Origin of the sequence: Paraburkholderia sp. BR14312, assembly GCF_040948675.1 — a bacterium.
Taxonomy (GTDB): domain Bacteria; phylum Pseudomonadota; class Gammaproteobacteria; order Burkholderiales; family Burkholderiaceae; genus Paraburkholderia; species Paraburkholderia nodosa_A.
Window position 1 is genome coordinate 220323 of the sequence record NZ_JBFPKI010000003.1, and the last position, 15857, is coordinate 236179.

Here is a 15857-nt window from a genome sequence, read left to right on the forward strand (position 1 = left end):
TTTCTTTTTGCATCTGGCTTTTCGAGGCGCTAGCGGCGCAGCCGATCGAAACGCCGCGTATAGAGAATATCGGCGCCGTTGAAGGTGCCGCCGTACACCACCAGCGACCAGTAGCGCGAGAGGTTGATCGTGGCCTTCACCGCGTTCGACGCCGACTGCAGGCCCTGCTCATAGCCGATCACGAGACGCTGGTTGATGGCCTTCGCGATCATGACGACCTCGGTGTCGGTCAGACCCACCTCGCTGCGCCCGATCGAAAATTCGTCGAGGCCGATGCTCTGCGCAATGCGCTTGCCTTGCGCGCTGCCGAGCAGGGCGAGCGCCGTCGTCATCGCGCTCTGCTGGCCGAGGTTGTTGCCCTGGTCGGTACCGTGCCCGAACAGCAGCCAGGAGAGCTTTTCGTTATCGGGCACGTTGGGCTCGGAGACGAGCCGCACCGACGGCGCCTGCACGGTGCCGGTGACCTGCACGCCCGCCTCGACCTGCTGGTTGCGCCGCATGGCGAGAATGTTGATGCCCGGATTGCCCACCGGCCCGTTGAACGTGAAGAAGCCGTTTTCGATATTGAGCTTGGTGCCGAACGCCGTGTACGTGGAGCCTTCGGTCACGCGCACGTTGCCGACCGCGCGCAGCGGGACGTCCGGCGCACTGTTGACCGTAATCGTGCCCGCCAGGCCCAGATCCGCACCCTGCCCGCGGAAGCGGAAGTCGTGGCCGAGATCGATGTCGACGTTAGCACGCGGAGCAAATCGCGGCGCGGGCCTGGTCGACGCCGTTTCTTCGATCGGCGGCCTGCCGCCCACTGTCGTGCCGTCGGGACGCACGATCACGACGTCGTCGCCGAGCGACGGCGCAGGTAACGCGGGCATGTCGAAGAGCGCGTGATCGACGGTGAACTTGCCGTCGATCTGCATGCCGCCCAGATGCCCGCCGTTGGCGATGCTCGCGCTGCCGGAAAGCGACAGCTTGCGGTCGGGCGAAGCGAAAAGCTCGAGCTTGTCGGCGACGATGCTCGCGGTGAGATCGGGCTCGGCGTTGTCGAGCCGCACCTGGCCTTTTGCGCGCAGCGTGCCGCTCGTCGCGCCGTGGAACTCCACCTGCTGGAAGTCGACCAGGTTCTGCGAGAGCGCGATGCGTATCACGCCGTCCTTCAACTCCACGCCCTGGTCGACCACGGTGGCCGAGATGCCGTCGCCGACCAGCGAGCCCGTGAGATTCGGCTTCGCGACCGTGCCGCCGAGCGCAAGCTGCAGCGCGAGATGGCCGTCGAGCAGGTAAGTCGGGCCGAGCATGCCGCCTGTGTTCCGGAGCGAGGGCACGTTCGCCTTGATGGTGCCGCCGATCGGCGCCTCGTCCGCGACGGTGAGGATGCCGTCGCGCGGCATGAGCGTCGTGTAGGCGTCGATGTCGAGCACGCCCACGCGGTTCGCCTGCGCATGCGCCGTGAGCGTAAGGCGGTTGCCGCCGCTGAAGGCCGCGCGCACGTTGAGGTCGCCCACGCCGAGCGAGGCAAAGCCGCGGCCGACCTCGGTCGTGATGTCGCCCGAGCGGCGCTTGATCTGCACGTAGCCGGTGGCCGTCGGGCCGACAGCGAAGTCCCAGTCGCCGTCGAAGATCAGGTCGGTCCTGAGCGTGGACGGCACGCCCGTAAACTGCTGCCGGATTTGCATGATGCGTGCAAGCGACACGTTGGTGAGCGTGCCCGCCGAACGGATGCGGCCATGGTCGAGGTCGAACGATTTCAGGTCGAGCGACGCGCCTTCCGCCGTGATACGCGTCGCGCCGAGCGTGACCTTGCCGGGGCCCGCGCTGACGGTGAGAGGCGACTGCAGCTTCACGCCGGGCACGCCGCGGTTCTCGAGCTGCGTCACCGTGCCGTTCCAGCGCGTGCCCTCGCGCGTGTCCTGGAGGCCGCCGTTGGCCGCCGCCACGAAGTCGATCGGCTGGCCCTGCACCTTGCCCTTCGCGCTCGCGGTGAGCGTGTGCTTCGCGCGCGTGCCGTCGAGGCGCGCGGTGAGCGTCGTGATATCGACGCCCGCCACGGCGATATCGCTCGCGTCGGTGCTGAAGGCGAGCGCGCCGTTCGCGCCGTCGCGCGCGAGCGCCCGGCCCTCGGCATGGCCGACGCGGTTATCGCCGAACACCACGTGGTCGGCCTTGTAGTCGAGCGAGACGTCGGGATGTGCGAAGGTGCCGGTCACGTCGCCGTTCGCCGCGAGCTGGCCCGCGATGCCAAAGCCGAGCCGATCGAGCTGTGGCGCATCCACGCGAAAGCGCAAGCGGTCGCCACGCGCGCCGAAGCTGCCTTGCAGATCCACGGTATTGCCCGCGACCGAGAGGTTCGCGCGGCTTGGCAGAATCCGCGAGCCCGCCAGCTGGATGAGGCCCTCGCCCGTGAGCGGCAAGTCGTCGTAGACGCTCGGGCCGAGCTTGAACTCGGCCCGCGTCGTGAAGGCGGGCGCGAGCGTGCCGCTCGCATTGAGCGTGCCGTTCACGCGCGCTTCGATGCGCCGGGCCGCGGGACGCGTGGCGGCTCGCGGCTTCGCCTCGTGTTGGGCCGCCCCGCCCCGCTCGGTCTGCTTGGCGTTCTCCACGCGCTTTTGCTCGGCGGCCTGCTCGCCCGATTGCGCGGGATTGAGCGACGGGTTCAGCGCCGGATTGAGCGCGAGATTGCGTTGCGGGTTGAGCGCGTCGGCGGCGGGTTGGGCTGCAGGCCGCGGCCGGGCGGCCGGCGCTGGAGTTTTCGCGGCCGTGCGCGCCGGTGTTTGCGACGTGAGCGACAGCGGATCGAAATTGGTCAGCACCGCCTTGAGTTGATAGGTCGAACTGGCGTCGTGCTTGAGCGCGCCCGACAGGTCGATGCGCCCCGCGCCGGAAGTCAGTCGCACATCGTTGAGCGACAGTCGCGCGGGGTCCTGCGTGATCTTGCCCTGCACGCGCAGCGCCGCCTTGGGGTCGGCGAGATCGAGCGTGACGCTTTGGACGTCGCCATTCAGCCGCACGCCGACCGGCCCCGCGAATTGCGTGGCGCGCACGCTCGACTGGATCGCGTTGAGGTCGAGCCCGGCCACCTTCAGATCGAAACGCCCGTCGCGCCCGCTGATCGTGCCGCCGCCGGTGATCGTCGCGTTCTTCACGAGACGCACGGCGAGCTTCGGGATGCGCTGCGTCTTCGCGTCGAGCACGACGTCGGCGTGGGCGTCGATGAGCGGCAGCAGCTTTTCGTCGATGGCGCCCGGCTTCGCGTTCACGATCGAGACCGCGCCCGCCACCGTGAAGCCCGCCACATTACTGCGCGCGCGCGCCGCATCGGGCATCGCCCCGCCCGCAGGCGCCGATGCCAGCGCGGGCACGGAAGCCGGCGTCACGCCCGACACCGCCGCCGCGCCCGAAGCCACCGCTGCGAGCGCCGCCGGCACGCCCGCCGCGCCGCCCGGCACCGGCTGCAACTGCGCACGCACGGCGAGGTCGGCGAACGGCGCGCCCGGCGCGAACGCCTGCGGATTGACATGATCGAACGCGAGCGTGACCCGCTGCAGCGGCACGGCAGCGAACGGCGTGGCCTCCACATGCGCGCGGCCGGTGAGCTTCATGCCGCTCGCCTCGACGTCGGCCGTGAGCGCCTCGAGCGAGCCGGCGAGGTTTGCGCTCACCTGCACGTCTTCGCCGTTCACCTTGCCGGAGTAGCCCAGGTCGCCCGTGAGCGCGAACGGCCGCACGCCGTCGAGCTTCGCCTCGGCGCTCACTGCGCCAAAGGGCGTGTCGAGATGCTCGATGGCGGCCTCGTGATGGCGGCCGTCGCTGCGGCCGTGGAACTGGAAGTGCGAGAACTCGTTGGTCGAGGTGCCTTCGTGCACCGTGAGCTTGTCCACCTGCAGGTCGCGGATCTCGAGCCCGAGCGGCAGCTGCAGGTTTTCCGGCAGCTTCATGGGCGAGGAAGGCTCGTGCGACGGCACGACGCGCATCTCGATGTCGCCGGCATGCAGGTAGTCCACCACGAAGCGCCACGGTTGCTGGCCGAAGCCCTGCAGCTCCCATTGGCCGCCGATGCGGTCGACCTTGAGGGTGGTGCCGTCCGTGCCGCGCCAGCTCACGTTGGAAAAGCGCACACCGCTCGCGAGCGTGCCGCCTTCGAACCGGCCCGCGAGCTTGCCGTCGAGCAGCCTGACCGCCGCGCGCCACGCGTAGGCCGTGCCGCGCTCGGTGGTCAGCACGCCATAGAGCAAACCGGCGACGAGCCCGACGAGCAGCACCGGCACGACGATCGCCCAGGCAAGCGCCTTCCAGAGCCGCGGCCCGCGGCGGCGCGGCGGCGCACCGTCGCCGCCCGCGCCGCCGTCGCCGCCATGGCCTCCATGGCCGCCGGCTTCGCTGCGCGCTTCATCTTCCGGGCTGCGGCCAGCTTCTTCCGGCGGCACCGCGAACGTGGCCGGCAGCCATGCCACCGCAGCAAAACGGCGCGCGCTCATGCGGCCCCCTCGCCGTGCGGCGCAGGAGGCGTTGCGAAGCGGAGCAGCGAGCACGTCATCATCAGAAGGCGATCCCGAGTGTCAGATAAGGCCGCACGCTGTGAGTGCGAAACCCATAGGCGAGATCGAGGTTGACCGGCCCGACGGGGCTGCGCCAGCGCGCGCCGATACCCGCGCCCGGATCGAACTGCTTTTCGCCCCAGGTGTCGGTGGCGGTGCCGACGTCGAAGAACGCCGCGCCGCCCCAGTCGTGGCTGAACCAGTGCTGGTACTCGGCCGAGCCGGTGACGAGATACTTGGTCGGCAGGATCGAGCCCGACTGGTCGTTACCGATGCTCTGGAACGAGTAGCCGCGCACCGAGTTCGAGCCGCCCGCACGGAACAGCAGCGACGCTGGGATGCCGCTCGACGGGCCGCCCGTGAACACGCCGCCCAGTTCCGCGCGGAACACCATGATGTCGCTGTGGCCGATCGGCAGATATTGCTGGCCGCGCATGTAGGCGCGAAAGAAGCTTTGCTCAGCGCCCGCGTTCTTGAGTGCGAGGCCCGCCTCCACGCGGATGATGTTGCCCGAGCGCGGAAAGAGCGGGTCGTCGACGTTGCGGCGGGTCCAGCCCCAGGTCGGCACGAGCGCATAGGCCCGCGAGGACGGCCCCACGTTCTGCGTAAGTCGGTCGTCGTAGAACATCAGCGCGTACGCATAGTCGATGTTCTGCGAGGTGCGCGTGCGCTGCACCCCGACGCGCGCGCTATAGATGTTGGTGTCCGAGACGTCGGTGGTGGTGTAAGACGCGACGAGGCTGTTGGTCCAGGCGCGCGGGCCCGGTGGCATCGAAAGCTGGACCTGACCGAACTTCTGGATCTGGTCGAGCCGCCCCTGCACCTGGAACGGCCACGCCGCCCCGAACGTGTTCAGGTAGGTGTAGGAGCCCTGGACGTGCGCGCCGGTATCGGTCGAATAACCCACGCCGCCGCGGAAGTTGTTGTACGGGAACTCGCTCACCTTCACGTGCACGGGCGTCTCGAGCGGCTTTTGCGTGTTCGCGTCGACGTCGATCGCCACGCTCGCGTAGTACGGCGTGTTCTGCACCTGGCGCTGCAGTTCGGCCACGCGCTTCAGGTCGTAGATTTCGCCCGGCGAAAGCGGATTCACGTTGTCGATGATGTAGCCCGGATAGCGCCGCGGCCCCGAAACATCGAGCTTGCCCAGCGTAAAGGTCGGCCCGCTGTCGAACGTTACGGAAAGTTGCGCGTCGTGCCTGAGCGGATCGACCCGCGCCTCCGAAAACGTAATCTTCGCGCCAAGGTAGCGGCGCGCCTGCAGCGCCTTGAGCGAGCCGTTCTTGGCGTCGTCCCAGCCCGACTGCGTAAAGGCGTCGCCTTCGTGCAGCGAGAACGCGAAGCGCGCGGTGTTCTCCTGCGCCGGGTCTTCCGTGAGGACCGGACCGCGAAAGACGAGTTTCACCGACGAAATCGTGGTGCGCGGCCCCGGATCGACGCTCACCCGCACGTGCCGCCTGCCGTCGATCGTGCGCACATCGGTGCGCACGACCGGCGTGAAATAGCCCGCCGTCGAGGCGAGGTCGCGCACCTGTTGCGGCGTCGCGGTCACGAGAAACTCGAACTGGTCCTCGTTCACGTCGGCGCGCGTGGCGAAGCGCGCAATGTCGAGGTGCGCCTCGAGCAGCTTGCGCAGATCGCGCGGGGTGGCCTGGATATCGACGTCGTAGTAGGTGCGCGGGCGCATCCACGGCAGGAGGGTGGTCAGGATGTCGGCCCGGGCGGGCGGTGCCACAGCGGAGCACACGGCGAGGCACACGATCAGGCACGCGGCGAGCCGTGGCCGCGCCGCCCGCGAGGGGCGCCGCCGTGCGCTCAATGCTTCGATCACCCATCCCGCCAAACGCCACCTCCGGCCGTCGTAGAACTGGTTGCCACCGGTTGCGCCGCTCGCGCGCAGGGCGGCACGGGAAGCGGCAACGGGCGCAAACGCGTTATTTCACCACATCGGCGCGTCAAAACCCCAGGAGGAGGTGCAAAGCGTGCCACAACGGCGGGCGCGGCCGGACCTATGGCGCGCGCGGGGCGGCCGCGGGGATCGCCAACGCGTTCCGCCCGGGCGGATGTTCCGCAGCGTTGGCTTGCGGTAAAATTGCCGCCGACAGAATTAGCGGCGCGGCGCAATCCGGCGCCCCGCCTTACTGGACGGACGTCAGCCATGTATCAGTCGGACATCACGCAGTTCATCAACCAGCTCAAGCAGCAAAAGCCGCAGCTCGAAGAACAGCAACGCAAGGGCCGCGCGCTCCTGTGGGACAAGCAGCCGATCGACCTCGACGAGCGCGAGCGCCAGCAGGCTTCGCGCGTGAAGCAGACGTCTTACGTCTACTACCAGAACTTCTGATGGCCGAGGCCGACGGGGCCGGCGCGCCGCCAGCGGGCGAGCACGCGGCCAGTCACGCGGGCCACGCTGCCGGGCAAACGCCCGGTGAGGCGCTGACCACACCCGCAACCGACTCGACGCCCGACACGGTCGACGGCGTCGCGTTCGCACGCCTTTACGGCGAGCCGCTCTTCAAGCTCCCGCAGGACCTCTACATCCCGCCGGACGCGCTCGAAGTCTTCCTCGAGACATTCGAAGGTCCGCTCGACCTGCTGCTGTACCTCATCCGCAAGCAGAACTTCAACGTCCTCGACATCCCGATGGCGGAGGTCACGACCCAGTACCTCGGCTATGTCGAGCAACTGCGCAAGACCAACCTCGAACTCGCGGCCGAATATCTGTTGATGGCGGCCATGCTCATCGAGATCAAATCGCGCATGCTGCTGCCGGTCAAGAAGGCCGACACCGGCGAGGAAGCCGAGGACCCGCGCGCCGAACTCGTGCGCCGCCTGCTCGAATACGAGCAGATGAAGCTCGCCGCCCAGCGCCTGGACCAGTTGCCGCAGCTCGGGCGCGACTTCCTGCGCGCCGAGGTCTACATCGAGCAGAGCATCACGCCGCGCTTCCCCGACGTGGACAGCAACGACCTGCGCGCCGCGTGGGCCGACGTCATCAAGCGCGCGAAGCTCGTCCAGCATCACAAGATCTCGCGCGAGGAGCTCTCGGTGCGCGAGCACATGAGCATCATCCTGCGCCGGCTCCAGGGCGAGCGCTTCATGGAATTTTCCGAGCTGTTCGACACTACGCGCGGCGTGCCCGTCGTGGTCGTGAACTTCATCGCCATGCTGGAGCTGTCGCGCGAATCGCTCATCGAGATCACCCAGCCCGAACCGTTCGCGCCGATTTACGTGCGGCTCGCGTATTTGCCCGCCTGATCCCCGGCCGGCCTTGCCCGGGTCCGCGCGCAGCGAAGGCAGTAAATAGGACCGCATCGCGCGGGAACCTCCAAAGGGCCGCACAGCGGATCGTCAGGACAAGCCCCTACCCGAGGCGGGTGCGCCGCATTCACAAATCCACTACAATCGCCCGCGCCTGCCCGGTCTCGTCCCATATACGGGGCACCGCGCCACTCGCGCGGACCGGGCGCGCAACGTCCGCTCGCGGCCCTTCGTCCGGGTCTCTGGCTTGCGGCCGTGCAACCCAAGTCTTGCCCCCGCGCGAGGCATAAAGCATCCGACCATGAAAGTCATCAGCTCGATTCAGGAATTGCGCGACCAGTTGCGCGGCCAAAACCGCACGGCGTTCGTGCCGACCATGGGCAATCTGCACGAAGGCCATCTCTCGCTGATGCGCCTCGCACGCCAGCACGGCGACCCGGTCGTGGCGAGTATCTTCGTCAACCGGCTGCAGTTCGGCCCGAACGAGGACTTCGACAAGTATCCGCGCACGCTTCAGGACGACATCGAGAAGCTGCAGAAGGAAAACGTCTACGTGCTGTTCGCGCCCACCGAGCGCGACATGTATCCGCAGCCGCAGGAGTACCGCGTGCGCCCGCCGCACGATCTGGGCGACATTCTGGAAGGCGAGTTCCGCCCCGGTTTCTTCGAAGGCGTGTGCACGGTCGTCATGAAGCTGATGTCGTGCGTGCAGCCGCGCGTGGCCGTGTTCGGCAAGAAGGACTACCAGCAGCTCATGATCGTGCGCGCGATGTGCAACCAGTTCGCGCTGCCGACCGAAGTGATCGCCGCCGAAACCGTGCGCGACACCGACGGCCTCGCGCTCAGCTCGCGCAACCGCTACCTCACGGAAGCCGAGCGCGCCGAGGCGCCGCAACTGGCGGGCGTGCTGCGCGCGATCCGCGAGTCGGTGCTGTCGGGCCGCCGCGACTTCCAGCAGCTCGAACTCGACGCCATGGCGACGCTCGCCGCGCGCGGCTGGAAGCCCGACTACATCGCGATCCGCAAGCGCGCGAACCTGCTGCCGCCCGCGCCGGGCGTGGCCGGCGACGCCGAGTCGCCGCTCGTCGTGCTGGCCGCCGCGAAGCTCGGCGCGACGCGCCTGATCGACAACCTCGAAATCTGAGGGCCGCGGGCGGCCGCGCCGTCCCGCTTTCACCCGATCCCCCAGATTCCGCTTACCCGCGGCGGGCCGCGCGCCCGCTCGCCTGAGGAGACCCTCCATGCAACGTCATATGCTCAAGTCGAAGATCCACCGCGTCGCGGTCACGCACTGCGAGCTGCACTACGAAGGCTCGTGCGCCATCGACGAAAACCTGCTCGAAGCGGCGAACATCGTCGAAAACGAGCGCATCGACATCTGGAACATCAACAACGGCGAGCGCTTCACGACCTACGCGATCAAGGGCGAGCGCGGCAGCGGCATGATCTCGCTGAACGGCTCGGCCGCGCGCCGCGCGCAACTGGGCGACCTCGTGATCATCGCGGCCTTCGCGAACGTGGAAGAGGAAGAGCTCAAGGCCGGCTGGAAACCGGACCTCGTGTTCGTGGACGAGAACAACCGCATCAAGGGCAGCCGCGACCACGTGCCCACGCAGGCCTGGAGCTAAACCGCGGGGCTGGCGGGCGCGGCTCATCGGGCCCGCGCCGCCGCGCTTGCCCGCCTTTTGGCGCACTTATTTGCCGTCGACCCAACCGACGATCGACTGCCACTGGTCGAGGTCCTTCTCGACCCGGCTCTTCGCGACGTCCCACAGCGTGAGGCCGTGCGCGGCGAGCTGCACGTAGTTCTGCGTGTCGCGCAGATAGCCCAGCACCGGTAGTTCGAGGCCCTCGACGAAGCGCTGCAGCTGCTCGGCCGAGCGCGTGCGCGCATCCACCCGCATGCCCACCACGCCCACCTGGATCGCCCCCTTGCGCACGGACTTTTCCTTGGCGAGGCGGTTCAGGAAGTCCTGGGTGGCAAGAATGTCGAACATCGAGGGCTGCAGCGGCACGATCACCTTGTCCGCCAGCTCGATGATCGCCTGGAGCCGGTTGCCGTGCAGGCCGGCGGGCGTGTCGATGACTGCGTGCTCGAGTCCCTTGGGCGGCTTGGCCGGGTTGTCCAGATCGACCTGCCAGCTTTCGATCGCCGGCAGCGTCGCGGGCCGCAGATCGAGCCATGCGTGCGAGGACTGCTGCCGGTCGAGGTCCGCGAGCGCCACCCACTCGCCTTGTGCGGCGAAATAGCCGGCCAGATTGGTGGACAGCGTGCTCTTTCCCACGCCGCCCTTGGGATTCGCCACCACGATTACCGTCATGAATGCTCCCGTCAGGATGGCTGGCGCAAGGCCAGCCGGATTGCCGTGATTTTGCGTGATGCGTGTTTCGATACCTTGCGAGGCGACTTGCGGACGAGCCGGCGCCCCGAATCAACCGTCCGATATTATCGGCAAATTGCGCGCCGCCGAAGCCCCCCACGAGCGCGCACCCGCAATGTTCATATCAAATCAAGGAGACTGAGCGACCATGAGCACGCTACGCCACGACATCACGATCGAATCCCTGCTCGAGAGGCAGCGCGGCCGCCTGCCCGATTTGCTGGGCTTTCGGCCGCTGGTCCTCGAGCAAGGCCTGCTGCGCGCCGAACTCGACGTGCGCAGCGACCTGCTCGCCCCCAATGGCTTCCTGCACGCCGCCACGGTGATCGGTCTCGCCGACACGGCCTGCGGCTACGCGTGCCTCGCGCACCTGCCGCCCAACGCGAAAAACTTCACGACCATCGAGATCAAGAGCAATCATCTCGGCACCGCGCGCGAAGGCACGATCTCGGCCGTGGCCAAGGGCGTGCACCTCGGGCGCAGCACCCAGGTCTGGGACGCCACCGTGAGCGGCCCGGACGGCAAGACCATCGCGCTGTTCCGCTGTACGCAGATGGTGCTTTACTGAGCCGGGCAGCCGCGCTTTTAGCTGCGCTGTCAGCGGATTACGCCGAACACCTTCTCCAGATCGAGGCTCGCCGCGAGCGTGTCCGCCAGCCGCTCAAGCGACGCCTCGCGCAACGCCGGATAGTCCACCGCGCGCGCCTGCGCGAGCCCGGCCCAGCGCAAGAGCGCCGCGCAGGCTTGCGGCGTGTCGAAGAGGCCGTGCACGTAGGTCGCGAGAATCTGGCCGTCCGCCGAGCGCGCACCATCGGGGCGCGTCGCCCCATCGTCTCCCTCAGCGAGCCACAGCGCGGGCGACGCTAGCGCCCGCCCGCGCGTCTCGCCCATATGAATTTCGTAGCCCGCCACGCGCGCCGGGCCCGCGTCCGCATGCCCGTTAGCGCCTTCCAGCGCGAGCGCGCCCGTCACGTTCTTCAAGGTCTTTTCGCGCGTGAGCACGGTCTCGTAGTCAAGCCAGCCGAAACCCTCGACCGCGCCCGGCTCGCCCTCCACGCCGTGCGGATCGGCAATCGCGCGCCCGAGCATCTGCATGCCGCCGCAAATACCGATCACGCGGCCGCCATAGCGCAGATGCCGCGCGAGCGCCGTCTCCCAGCCCTGGGCGCGCAGCCACGCGAGGTCGTCGCGCACGTTCTTCGAGCCCGGCAGGATCACGAGATCGGCGGCGGCCGGCGCTTCGCCCGTGCGCACATAGGTGAAATCGACCTGCGGATGGGCGCGCAGCGCGTCGAAGTCGGTGTGGTTGCTGATGTGCGGCAGCGCCGGCACCACCACGCGCAGCGTCTCGCCGGCGGCCTGCGCGCCGCTGTGGACCGCGCCGGGCAGCATGTCCTCGGCGTCGAGCGTGAGGCCGTGCAGATACGGCACGACGCCCAGCACCGGCTTGCCCGTCTGCTGCTCGAGCCAGGCGAGGCCCGGTTCCAGCAGCGTGCGGTCGCCGCGAAAACGGTTGATGACGAAACCTTTGACGCGCGCGCGCTCGCTCTGCGAAAGACAGGCCAGCGTGCCGATCAGATGCGCGAATACGCCGCCCCGGTCGATGTCGGCCACGAGCACGACCGGGCAATCGACCGCCTCGGCGAAACCCATGTTGGCGATGTCGTTGGCGCGCAGGTTGACTTCGGCGGGGCTGCCCGCGCCCTCCACGAACACCGTGTCGTAGCGCGCGCGCAGACGCGCGTAGGACGCCAGCACGGCCTCGCGCGCGAGCGGCTTGTAGTCCTGGTACGCGCGCGCGTTGAGATTCATGCGCGCCTTGCCGTGGATGATGACCTGCGAGCCGAGGTCGCTATTGGGCTTGAGCAGCACCGGATTGAGGTCGGTGTGCGCCTCGATGCCGGCGGCGACAGCCTGCAGCGCCTGGGCGCGGCCGATCTCGCCGCCATCCACGGTCACGGCGCTGTTGAGCGCCATGTTCTGCGGCTTGAACGGCGCGACGCGTACACCCGCGCGGCGCGCGAGGCGGCACAGGCCGGCGACGAGCGTGCTCTTGCCGGCATCGGAGGTCGTGCCCTGGATCATCAGCGTGCCGGTGGGTACGCGGGGCATGGCGGGTAGCGTGGCGGTCATGAAGCGCATGGGGGGCAGCGAAGGCGAACGCGCATTATCCCATCGCGCCGCCGCCCGATGCATGACCACGGCGCGACATTGACCGATGGGACAACAGCGAGCCTGGGTGCAGCCGTTACAATCACGCGATGAATTCGCGCGATCTCACCTTCATCGTCGGCGGCGCGCGCTCGGGCAAGAGCGCGCACGCCGAACGGCTCGCTGCCGCGAGCGGCCTGCCCGTCACCTATATCGCCACCGCGCGCGTGACGGACGACACCGAGTTCGCCGAGCGCATCGGCCACCATCGCGCGCGGCGGCCCGCGCACTGGGCGCTCGCCGAGGCGCCGCTCGATCTCGCGGGCGCACTTGACGCAGCCGCGGGGCCCGGCCAGTGCGTGCTGATCGACTGCCTCACGCTGTGGCTCGCGAACCTGCTTTGCCCCGCCGACTCCGAAGCGCCGCTGCCCGACTGGCGCGAGCGCCTCGACGCCTTCGCCGCCGCCTGCGAGCGCGCACAAGGCACGGTGCTCGTGGTGAGCAACGAGATCGGCATGGGCGTCGTGCCGATGGGCGCGGCCACGCGCCTTTACGTGGACGAACTCGGCCGCCTCAATCAGCGCATCGCGGCGCTTGCCGACCGCGCCACGCTCGTCGCCGCGGGCCTGCCTCTCGTGCTCAAAGCGCCGCGCGGGACCTCATGATGCTCTCGCTACCCGTCACCGCCGCGCTCGCCGTGGCCGGCGTCGCCGTGGACCGCTGGCTCGGCGAACCGCGCCGTGCACACCCGCTCGTCGCCTTCGGCAAATACGCGAACCAGATCGAAGCGCGCCTGAACACGGGCCGCCGCGGCCGTCCGCTCGGCCTCGCCGCATGGCTCGCCGCCGTCGCACCGCCCGTCGTCGTCGCCGCGCTGCTGTGCGCCCTGCTACCCTGGCCGCTCGCCTGGGCACTGCACGTCGCGCTGCTGTGGTTCGCACTCGGCGCGCGTAGCCTCACGGAGCACATCGCGCCGATCGGCGCCGCGCTCGCCCGGCGCGACCTCGCCACCGCGCGCGAGCTGACCGGCCGCATCGTCTCGCGCGACACAGCCGGGGCGGACGCCACCGCGCTCTCGCGCGCGGCCGTCGAATCGGCGCTCGAAAACGGCAACGACGCAATCTTCGGCGCGCTGTTCTGGTTCGCGATCGCGGGCGGCCCGGGCGCCCTCGCGTTCCGTCTCGCCAACACGCTCGATGCCATGTGGGGCTATCGCACCCCGCGCTTCCTGCGCTTCGGCTGGGCGGCCGCGCGCATCGACGACGTGCTCAACTGGATTCCCGCGCGCCTCACGGCCGCGAGCTACGCGCTGCTCGGCGACACGCGCGTGGCGCTGCGCTGCTGGCGCGAACAGGCGCATCGCTGGGAGAGCCCGAACGCGGGTCCCGTCATGGCCTCCGGCGCGGGCAGCCTGAACGTGCTGCTGGGCGGCGCGGCCGTGTATCACGGCATGCTGGAGGAGCGCCCGGCGCTCGGCGCGGGCTCGCCGCCGCGCGCGCAGCACGTGGATGCGGCCTTGCGGCTCGTCGAGCGCACCACCATTTTGTGGCTCGCCGCGCTGCTCGCGCTGGCCTTCGTGAGCGTGGCGACCCATGTCTGAACACTCAGCCGCACTCGTCGCGCACGGCGGCAATCTGCACGAAGCCGCGCAGCGTTACGGCATCGCCTGGGACGCGTGGATCGACCTCTCCACCGGCATCAATCCGCACGGCTACCCTGTGCCGCCGGTGCCATCCGCGGCATGGCGGCGCCTGCCCGACGACGGGGACGGCTTCGCTGCGAGCGCCGCGCACTACTACTGCGCGCCGGACGCCCGCCACGTGTTGGCGGTGGCGGGCAGCCAGGCCGCGATCCGCGCGCTGCCCGCGTTGTTGCCGCGCGCGCGTGTAGCAATCGCTCCGCTCACTTACGGGGAGTACGCACCGGCATTCGCGCGCGCGGGCCATGAGATCGTGCCGCTCGATGTCATGCAGGACACGCTGCCCGATACCGTCACGCATGCCGTCGTGGTGAATCCGAACAATCCGACGGCTACGCATCTTGCTGCCGACCGCCTGCTGCGTTGGCATGCGCAACTCGCGGCGCGCGGCGGCACGCTGATCGTCGACGAAGCTTTTGCCGATGCGTTCGGCCATGAGCGCTCCGAAACGCTTGCGCACGCAACCCGCCGTGAAGGACTCGTCGTGCTGCGCTCGCCGGGCAAGTTCTTCGGGCTCGCGGGCGCGCGCTGCGGATTCGCGCTCGGCGCGCCTGCCCTGCTGGCCGCGTTGCGCGCGCATCTGGGCGCGTGGACGGTGAGCGGGCCGGCGCGCCACGCGGTCACCCATGCGTTCGAAGACAGCGCGTGGCAGAACGAAATGCGCATTCGGCTCGCCGCCGAAAGCGCGCGCCTCGTCGCGCTGCTGCGCGCTCACGGCTTCACGCCGCACGCCACGCCGCTGTTCGCGTGGCTCGCGGACCCACGCGCGCCGGTGCTGCAGGACGCACTCGCGCGCCACGCCGTATGGACGCGCCGCTTCGACGCACCGGCCAGCCTGCGCTTTGGCCTGCCCGCGTCAGAAAGCGAATGGCAGCGCTTCGAAAGCGCACTCGAACAAGCCATGCGGGCGATCGGCTGATGCGCACAGTCGTCATTGCGTTGGCGCTGCTGGCCGCGACGCTCCTGCCATGCGCCGCGAATGCGACCGTCACCGCCATCGACGACGCGGGCAACACCGTCACCCTCCCCGCGCCAGCGCAGCGCGTAGTGAGCCTCGCGCCCCACGTGACCGAACTGCTCTACGCCGCAGGCGGCGGCGCGAAAGTGGTCGGCGCCGTGGCCTACAGCGACTACCCGCCCGAAGCGCAAAAAGTGCCGCGCGTGGGCGACAATCGCGCGCTCGACCTCGAGCGCATCGCCGCGCTCAAGCCCGACCTCATCGTGGTCTGGCGTCACGGCAACGCTCAGCAACAGCTCGATCGTCTGCGCGCGCTGCACATCCCCCTCTTTTTCAGCGAGCCACACAAGCTCGACGATGTCGCGACCTCGCTCACGCGCCTCGGTGTGCTGCTCGGCACGGAAGACGCTGCGCAGGCCGCCGCGAATGCCTACCGCCGCGACATCGCGCAGCTGCACGCGCGCTATGCGCAGCGCGCATCCGTGAGCGTGTTCTACGAAGTCTGGGATCAGCCGCTGATGACCCTCAACGGCTCGCACATGATCAGCGACGTGATCGCGCTCTGCGGCGGCCGCAACGTGTTCGCGGCCCTCGAACCGCTCGTGCCGACGGTATCGACGGAAGCCGTCCTCGCGGCCAATCCCGATGCGATCGTCACCGCGTCGCAAGGCGCGACGTCGCCGGACCGCCCGCTGCCGGGCCTCGAGCGCTGGCGCGCCTGGCCGGCGCTAGCCGCCGTCGCGCGCGGCAATCTCTTCGCCATCGACGGCGATCTGCTCACGCGCCCCGCGCCGCGCATCGCCCAGGGCGCGGCGCAGTTGTGCGAGGATCTCGACCTCGCCCGCTCGCGCAACGCCGTGGCACATTGATTCGGTCTC

13 protein-coding genes are annotated in these 15857 nt (G+C 69.2%); 9 read left to right on the plus strand and 4 right to left on the minus strand.

Annotated elements, in window-relative coordinates; all coding sequences use genetic code 11:
* Positions 1-29 precede the first annotated feature (29 nt).
* Together AB3X98_RS10290 and AB3X98_RS10295 are read right to left on the minus strand one after the other, a co-directional pair.
* Positions 30-4469, minus strand: coding sequence for a translocation/assembly module TamB domain-containing protein (locus AB3X98_RS10290; protein WP_368606876.1), 4440 nt, complete (start codon positions 4467-4469; stop codon positions 30-32).
* A 61-nt stretch (positions 4470-4530) separates the two neighbouring features.
* Complete coding sequence (locus tag AB3X98_RS10295; protein WP_368606882.1) at positions 4531-6216, minus strand: autotransporter assembly complex family protein; 1686 nt, start codon at positions 6214-6216, stop codon at positions 4531-4533.
* Positions 6217-6687: 471 nt separating this feature from the next.
* Between AB3X98_RS10295 and AB3X98_RS10300 the strand changes: the two genes are divergently transcribed.
* The 4 genes from AB3X98_RS10300 (at position 6688) to panD (ending at position 9418) form a co-directional block, all read left to right on the plus strand.
* A complete protein-coding gene (locus AB3X98_RS10300) occupies positions 6688-6873 on the plus strand; it encodes a DUF3460 family protein (protein WP_069265440.1) in 186 nt (61 codons plus the stop codon).
* Positions 6873-7787 carry a ScpA family protein gene (locus AB3X98_RS10305; RefSeq protein ID WP_256094748.1) on the plus strand — a complete coding sequence of 305 codons (915 nt, stop codon included), beginning with the start codon at positions 6873-6875 and terminating at the stop codon, positions 7785-7787. Before AB3X98_RS10300 ends, AB3X98_RS10305 begins: the two co-directional genes overlap by 1 nt.
* Positions 7788-8091: 304 nt before the next feature.
* Positions 8092-8934, plus strand: coding sequence for a pantoate--beta-alanine ligase (panC, locus tag AB3X98_RS10310; protein WP_069265441.1), 843 nt, complete (start codon positions 8092-8094; stop codon positions 8932-8934).
* Between the two features lie 97 nt (positions 8935-9031).
* Positions 9032-9418: an aspartate 1-decarboxylase gene (panD, locus tag AB3X98_RS10315; protein WP_069265442.1), complete on the plus strand. Its 387-nt coding sequence runs from the start codon at positions 9032-9034 to the stop codon at positions 9416-9418.
* Positions 9419-9484: 66 nt separating this feature from the next.
* Here panD and AB3X98_RS10320 read toward each other — a convergent pair whose 3' ends face one another.
* Positions 9485-10111 (minus strand): ParA family protein, encoded by a 627-nt coding sequence (locus AB3X98_RS10320; RefSeq protein ID WP_368606875.1) that lies wholly within the window; start codon positions 10109-10111, stop codon positions 9485-9487.
* A 208-nt stretch (positions 10112-10319) separates the two neighbouring features.
* On the opposite strand from AB3X98_RS10320, the gene AB3X98_RS10325 reads away from it, so the two are divergent.
* A complete protein-coding gene (locus AB3X98_RS10325; RefSeq protein ID WP_069265444.1) occupies positions 10320-10739 on the plus strand; it encodes a PaaI family thioesterase in 420 nt (139 codons plus the stop codon).
* 29 nt (positions 10740-10768) lie between these two features.
* Here the strand turns inward: AB3X98_RS10325 and AB3X98_RS10330 are convergent, their stop codons facing one another.
* Entirely contained in the window at positions 10769-12283 is a 1515-nt protein-coding gene (locus tag AB3X98_RS10330; RefSeq protein WP_368610241.1) for a cobyric acid synthase, read from the minus strand.
* Between the two features lie 149 nt (positions 12284-12432).
* On the opposite strand from AB3X98_RS10330, the gene cobU reads away from it, so the two are divergent.
* Genes cobU through AB3X98_RS10350 form a run of 4 tightly spaced genes read left to right on the plus strand, consistent with a single transcriptional unit; the run spans position 12433 to position 15848 of the window.
* Positions 12433-12987: a bifunctional adenosylcobinamide kinase/adenosylcobinamide-phosphate guanylyltransferase gene (gene cobU / locus AB3X98_RS10335; RefSeq protein WP_368607145.1), complete on the plus strand. Its 555-nt coding sequence runs from the start codon at positions 12433-12435 to the stop codon at positions 12985-12987.
* Positions 12987-13922, plus strand: coding sequence for an adenosylcobinamide-phosphate synthase CbiB (gene cbiB, locus AB3X98_RS10340; RefSeq protein WP_368607152.1), 936 nt, complete (start codon positions 12987-12989; stop codon positions 13920-13922). Before cobU ends, cbiB begins: the two co-directional genes overlap by 1 nt.
* Positions 13915-14940: a threonine-phosphate decarboxylase CobD gene (cobD, locus tag AB3X98_RS10345; RefSeq protein ID WP_368607147.1), complete on the plus strand. Its 1026-nt coding sequence runs from the start codon at positions 13915-13917 to the stop codon at positions 14938-14940. Before cbiB ends, cobD begins: the two co-directional genes overlap by 8 nt.
* Positions 14940-15848 (plus strand): cobalamin-binding protein, encoded by a 909-nt coding sequence (locus AB3X98_RS10350; protein ID WP_368607148.1) that lies wholly within the window; start codon positions 14940-14942, stop codon positions 15846-15848. Before cobD ends, AB3X98_RS10350 begins: the two co-directional genes overlap by 1 nt.
* The last annotated feature ends 9 nt before the right edge of the window (positions 15849-15857 follow it).

Coding starts and splice junctions, on each gene's coding strand:
- AB3X98_RS10325 (WP_069265444.1), top strand. CDS start 10,320: ATGAGCACGCTACGCCACGACATCACGATCGAATCCCTGCTCGAGAGG.
- cobU (WP_368607145.1), top strand. CDS start 12,433: ATGAATTCGCGCGATCTCACCTTCATCGTCGGCGGCGCGCGCTCGGGC.
- AB3X98_RS10350 (WP_368607148.1), top strand. CDS start 14,940: ATGCGCACAGTCGTCATTGCGTTGGCGCTGCTGGCCGCGACGCTCCTG.
- AB3X98_RS10300 (WP_069265440.1), top strand. CDS start 6,688: ATGTATCAGTCGGACATCACGCAGTTCATCAACCAGCTCAAGCAGCAA.
- AB3X98_RS10320 (WP_368606875.1), bottom strand. CDS start 10,111: ATGACGGTAATCGTGGTGGCGAATCCCAAGGGCGGCGTGGGAAAGAGC.
- AB3X98_RS10295 (WP_368606882.1), bottom strand. CDS start 6,216: ATGCGCCCGCGCACCTACTACGACGTCGATATCCAGGCCACCCCGCGC.
- AB3X98_RS10305 (WP_256094748.1), top strand. CDS start 6,873: ATGGCCGAGGCCGACGGGGCCGGCGCGCCGCCAGCGGGCGAGCACGCG.
- cobD (WP_368607147.1), top strand. CDS start 13,915: ATGTCTGAACACTCAGCCGCACTCGTCGCGCACGGCGGCAATCTGCAC.
- panD (WP_069265442.1), top strand. CDS start 9,032: ATGCAACGTCATATGCTCAAGTCGAAGATCCACCGCGTCGCGGTCACG.
- AB3X98_RS10330 (WP_368610241.1), bottom strand. CDS start 12,283: ATGCCCCGCGTACCCACCGGCACGCTGATGATCCAGGGCACGACCTCC.
- AB3X98_RS10290 (WP_368606876.1), bottom strand. CDS start 4,469: ATGAGCGCGCGCCGTTTTGCTGCGGTGGCATGGCTGCCGGCCACGTTC.
- panC (WP_069265441.1), top strand. CDS start 8,092: ATGAAAGTCATCAGCTCGATTCAGGAATTGCGCGACCAGTTGCGCGGC.
- cbiB (WP_368607152.1), top strand. CDS start 12,987: ATGCTCTCGCTACCCGTCACCGCCGCGCTCGCCGTGGCCGGCGTCGCC.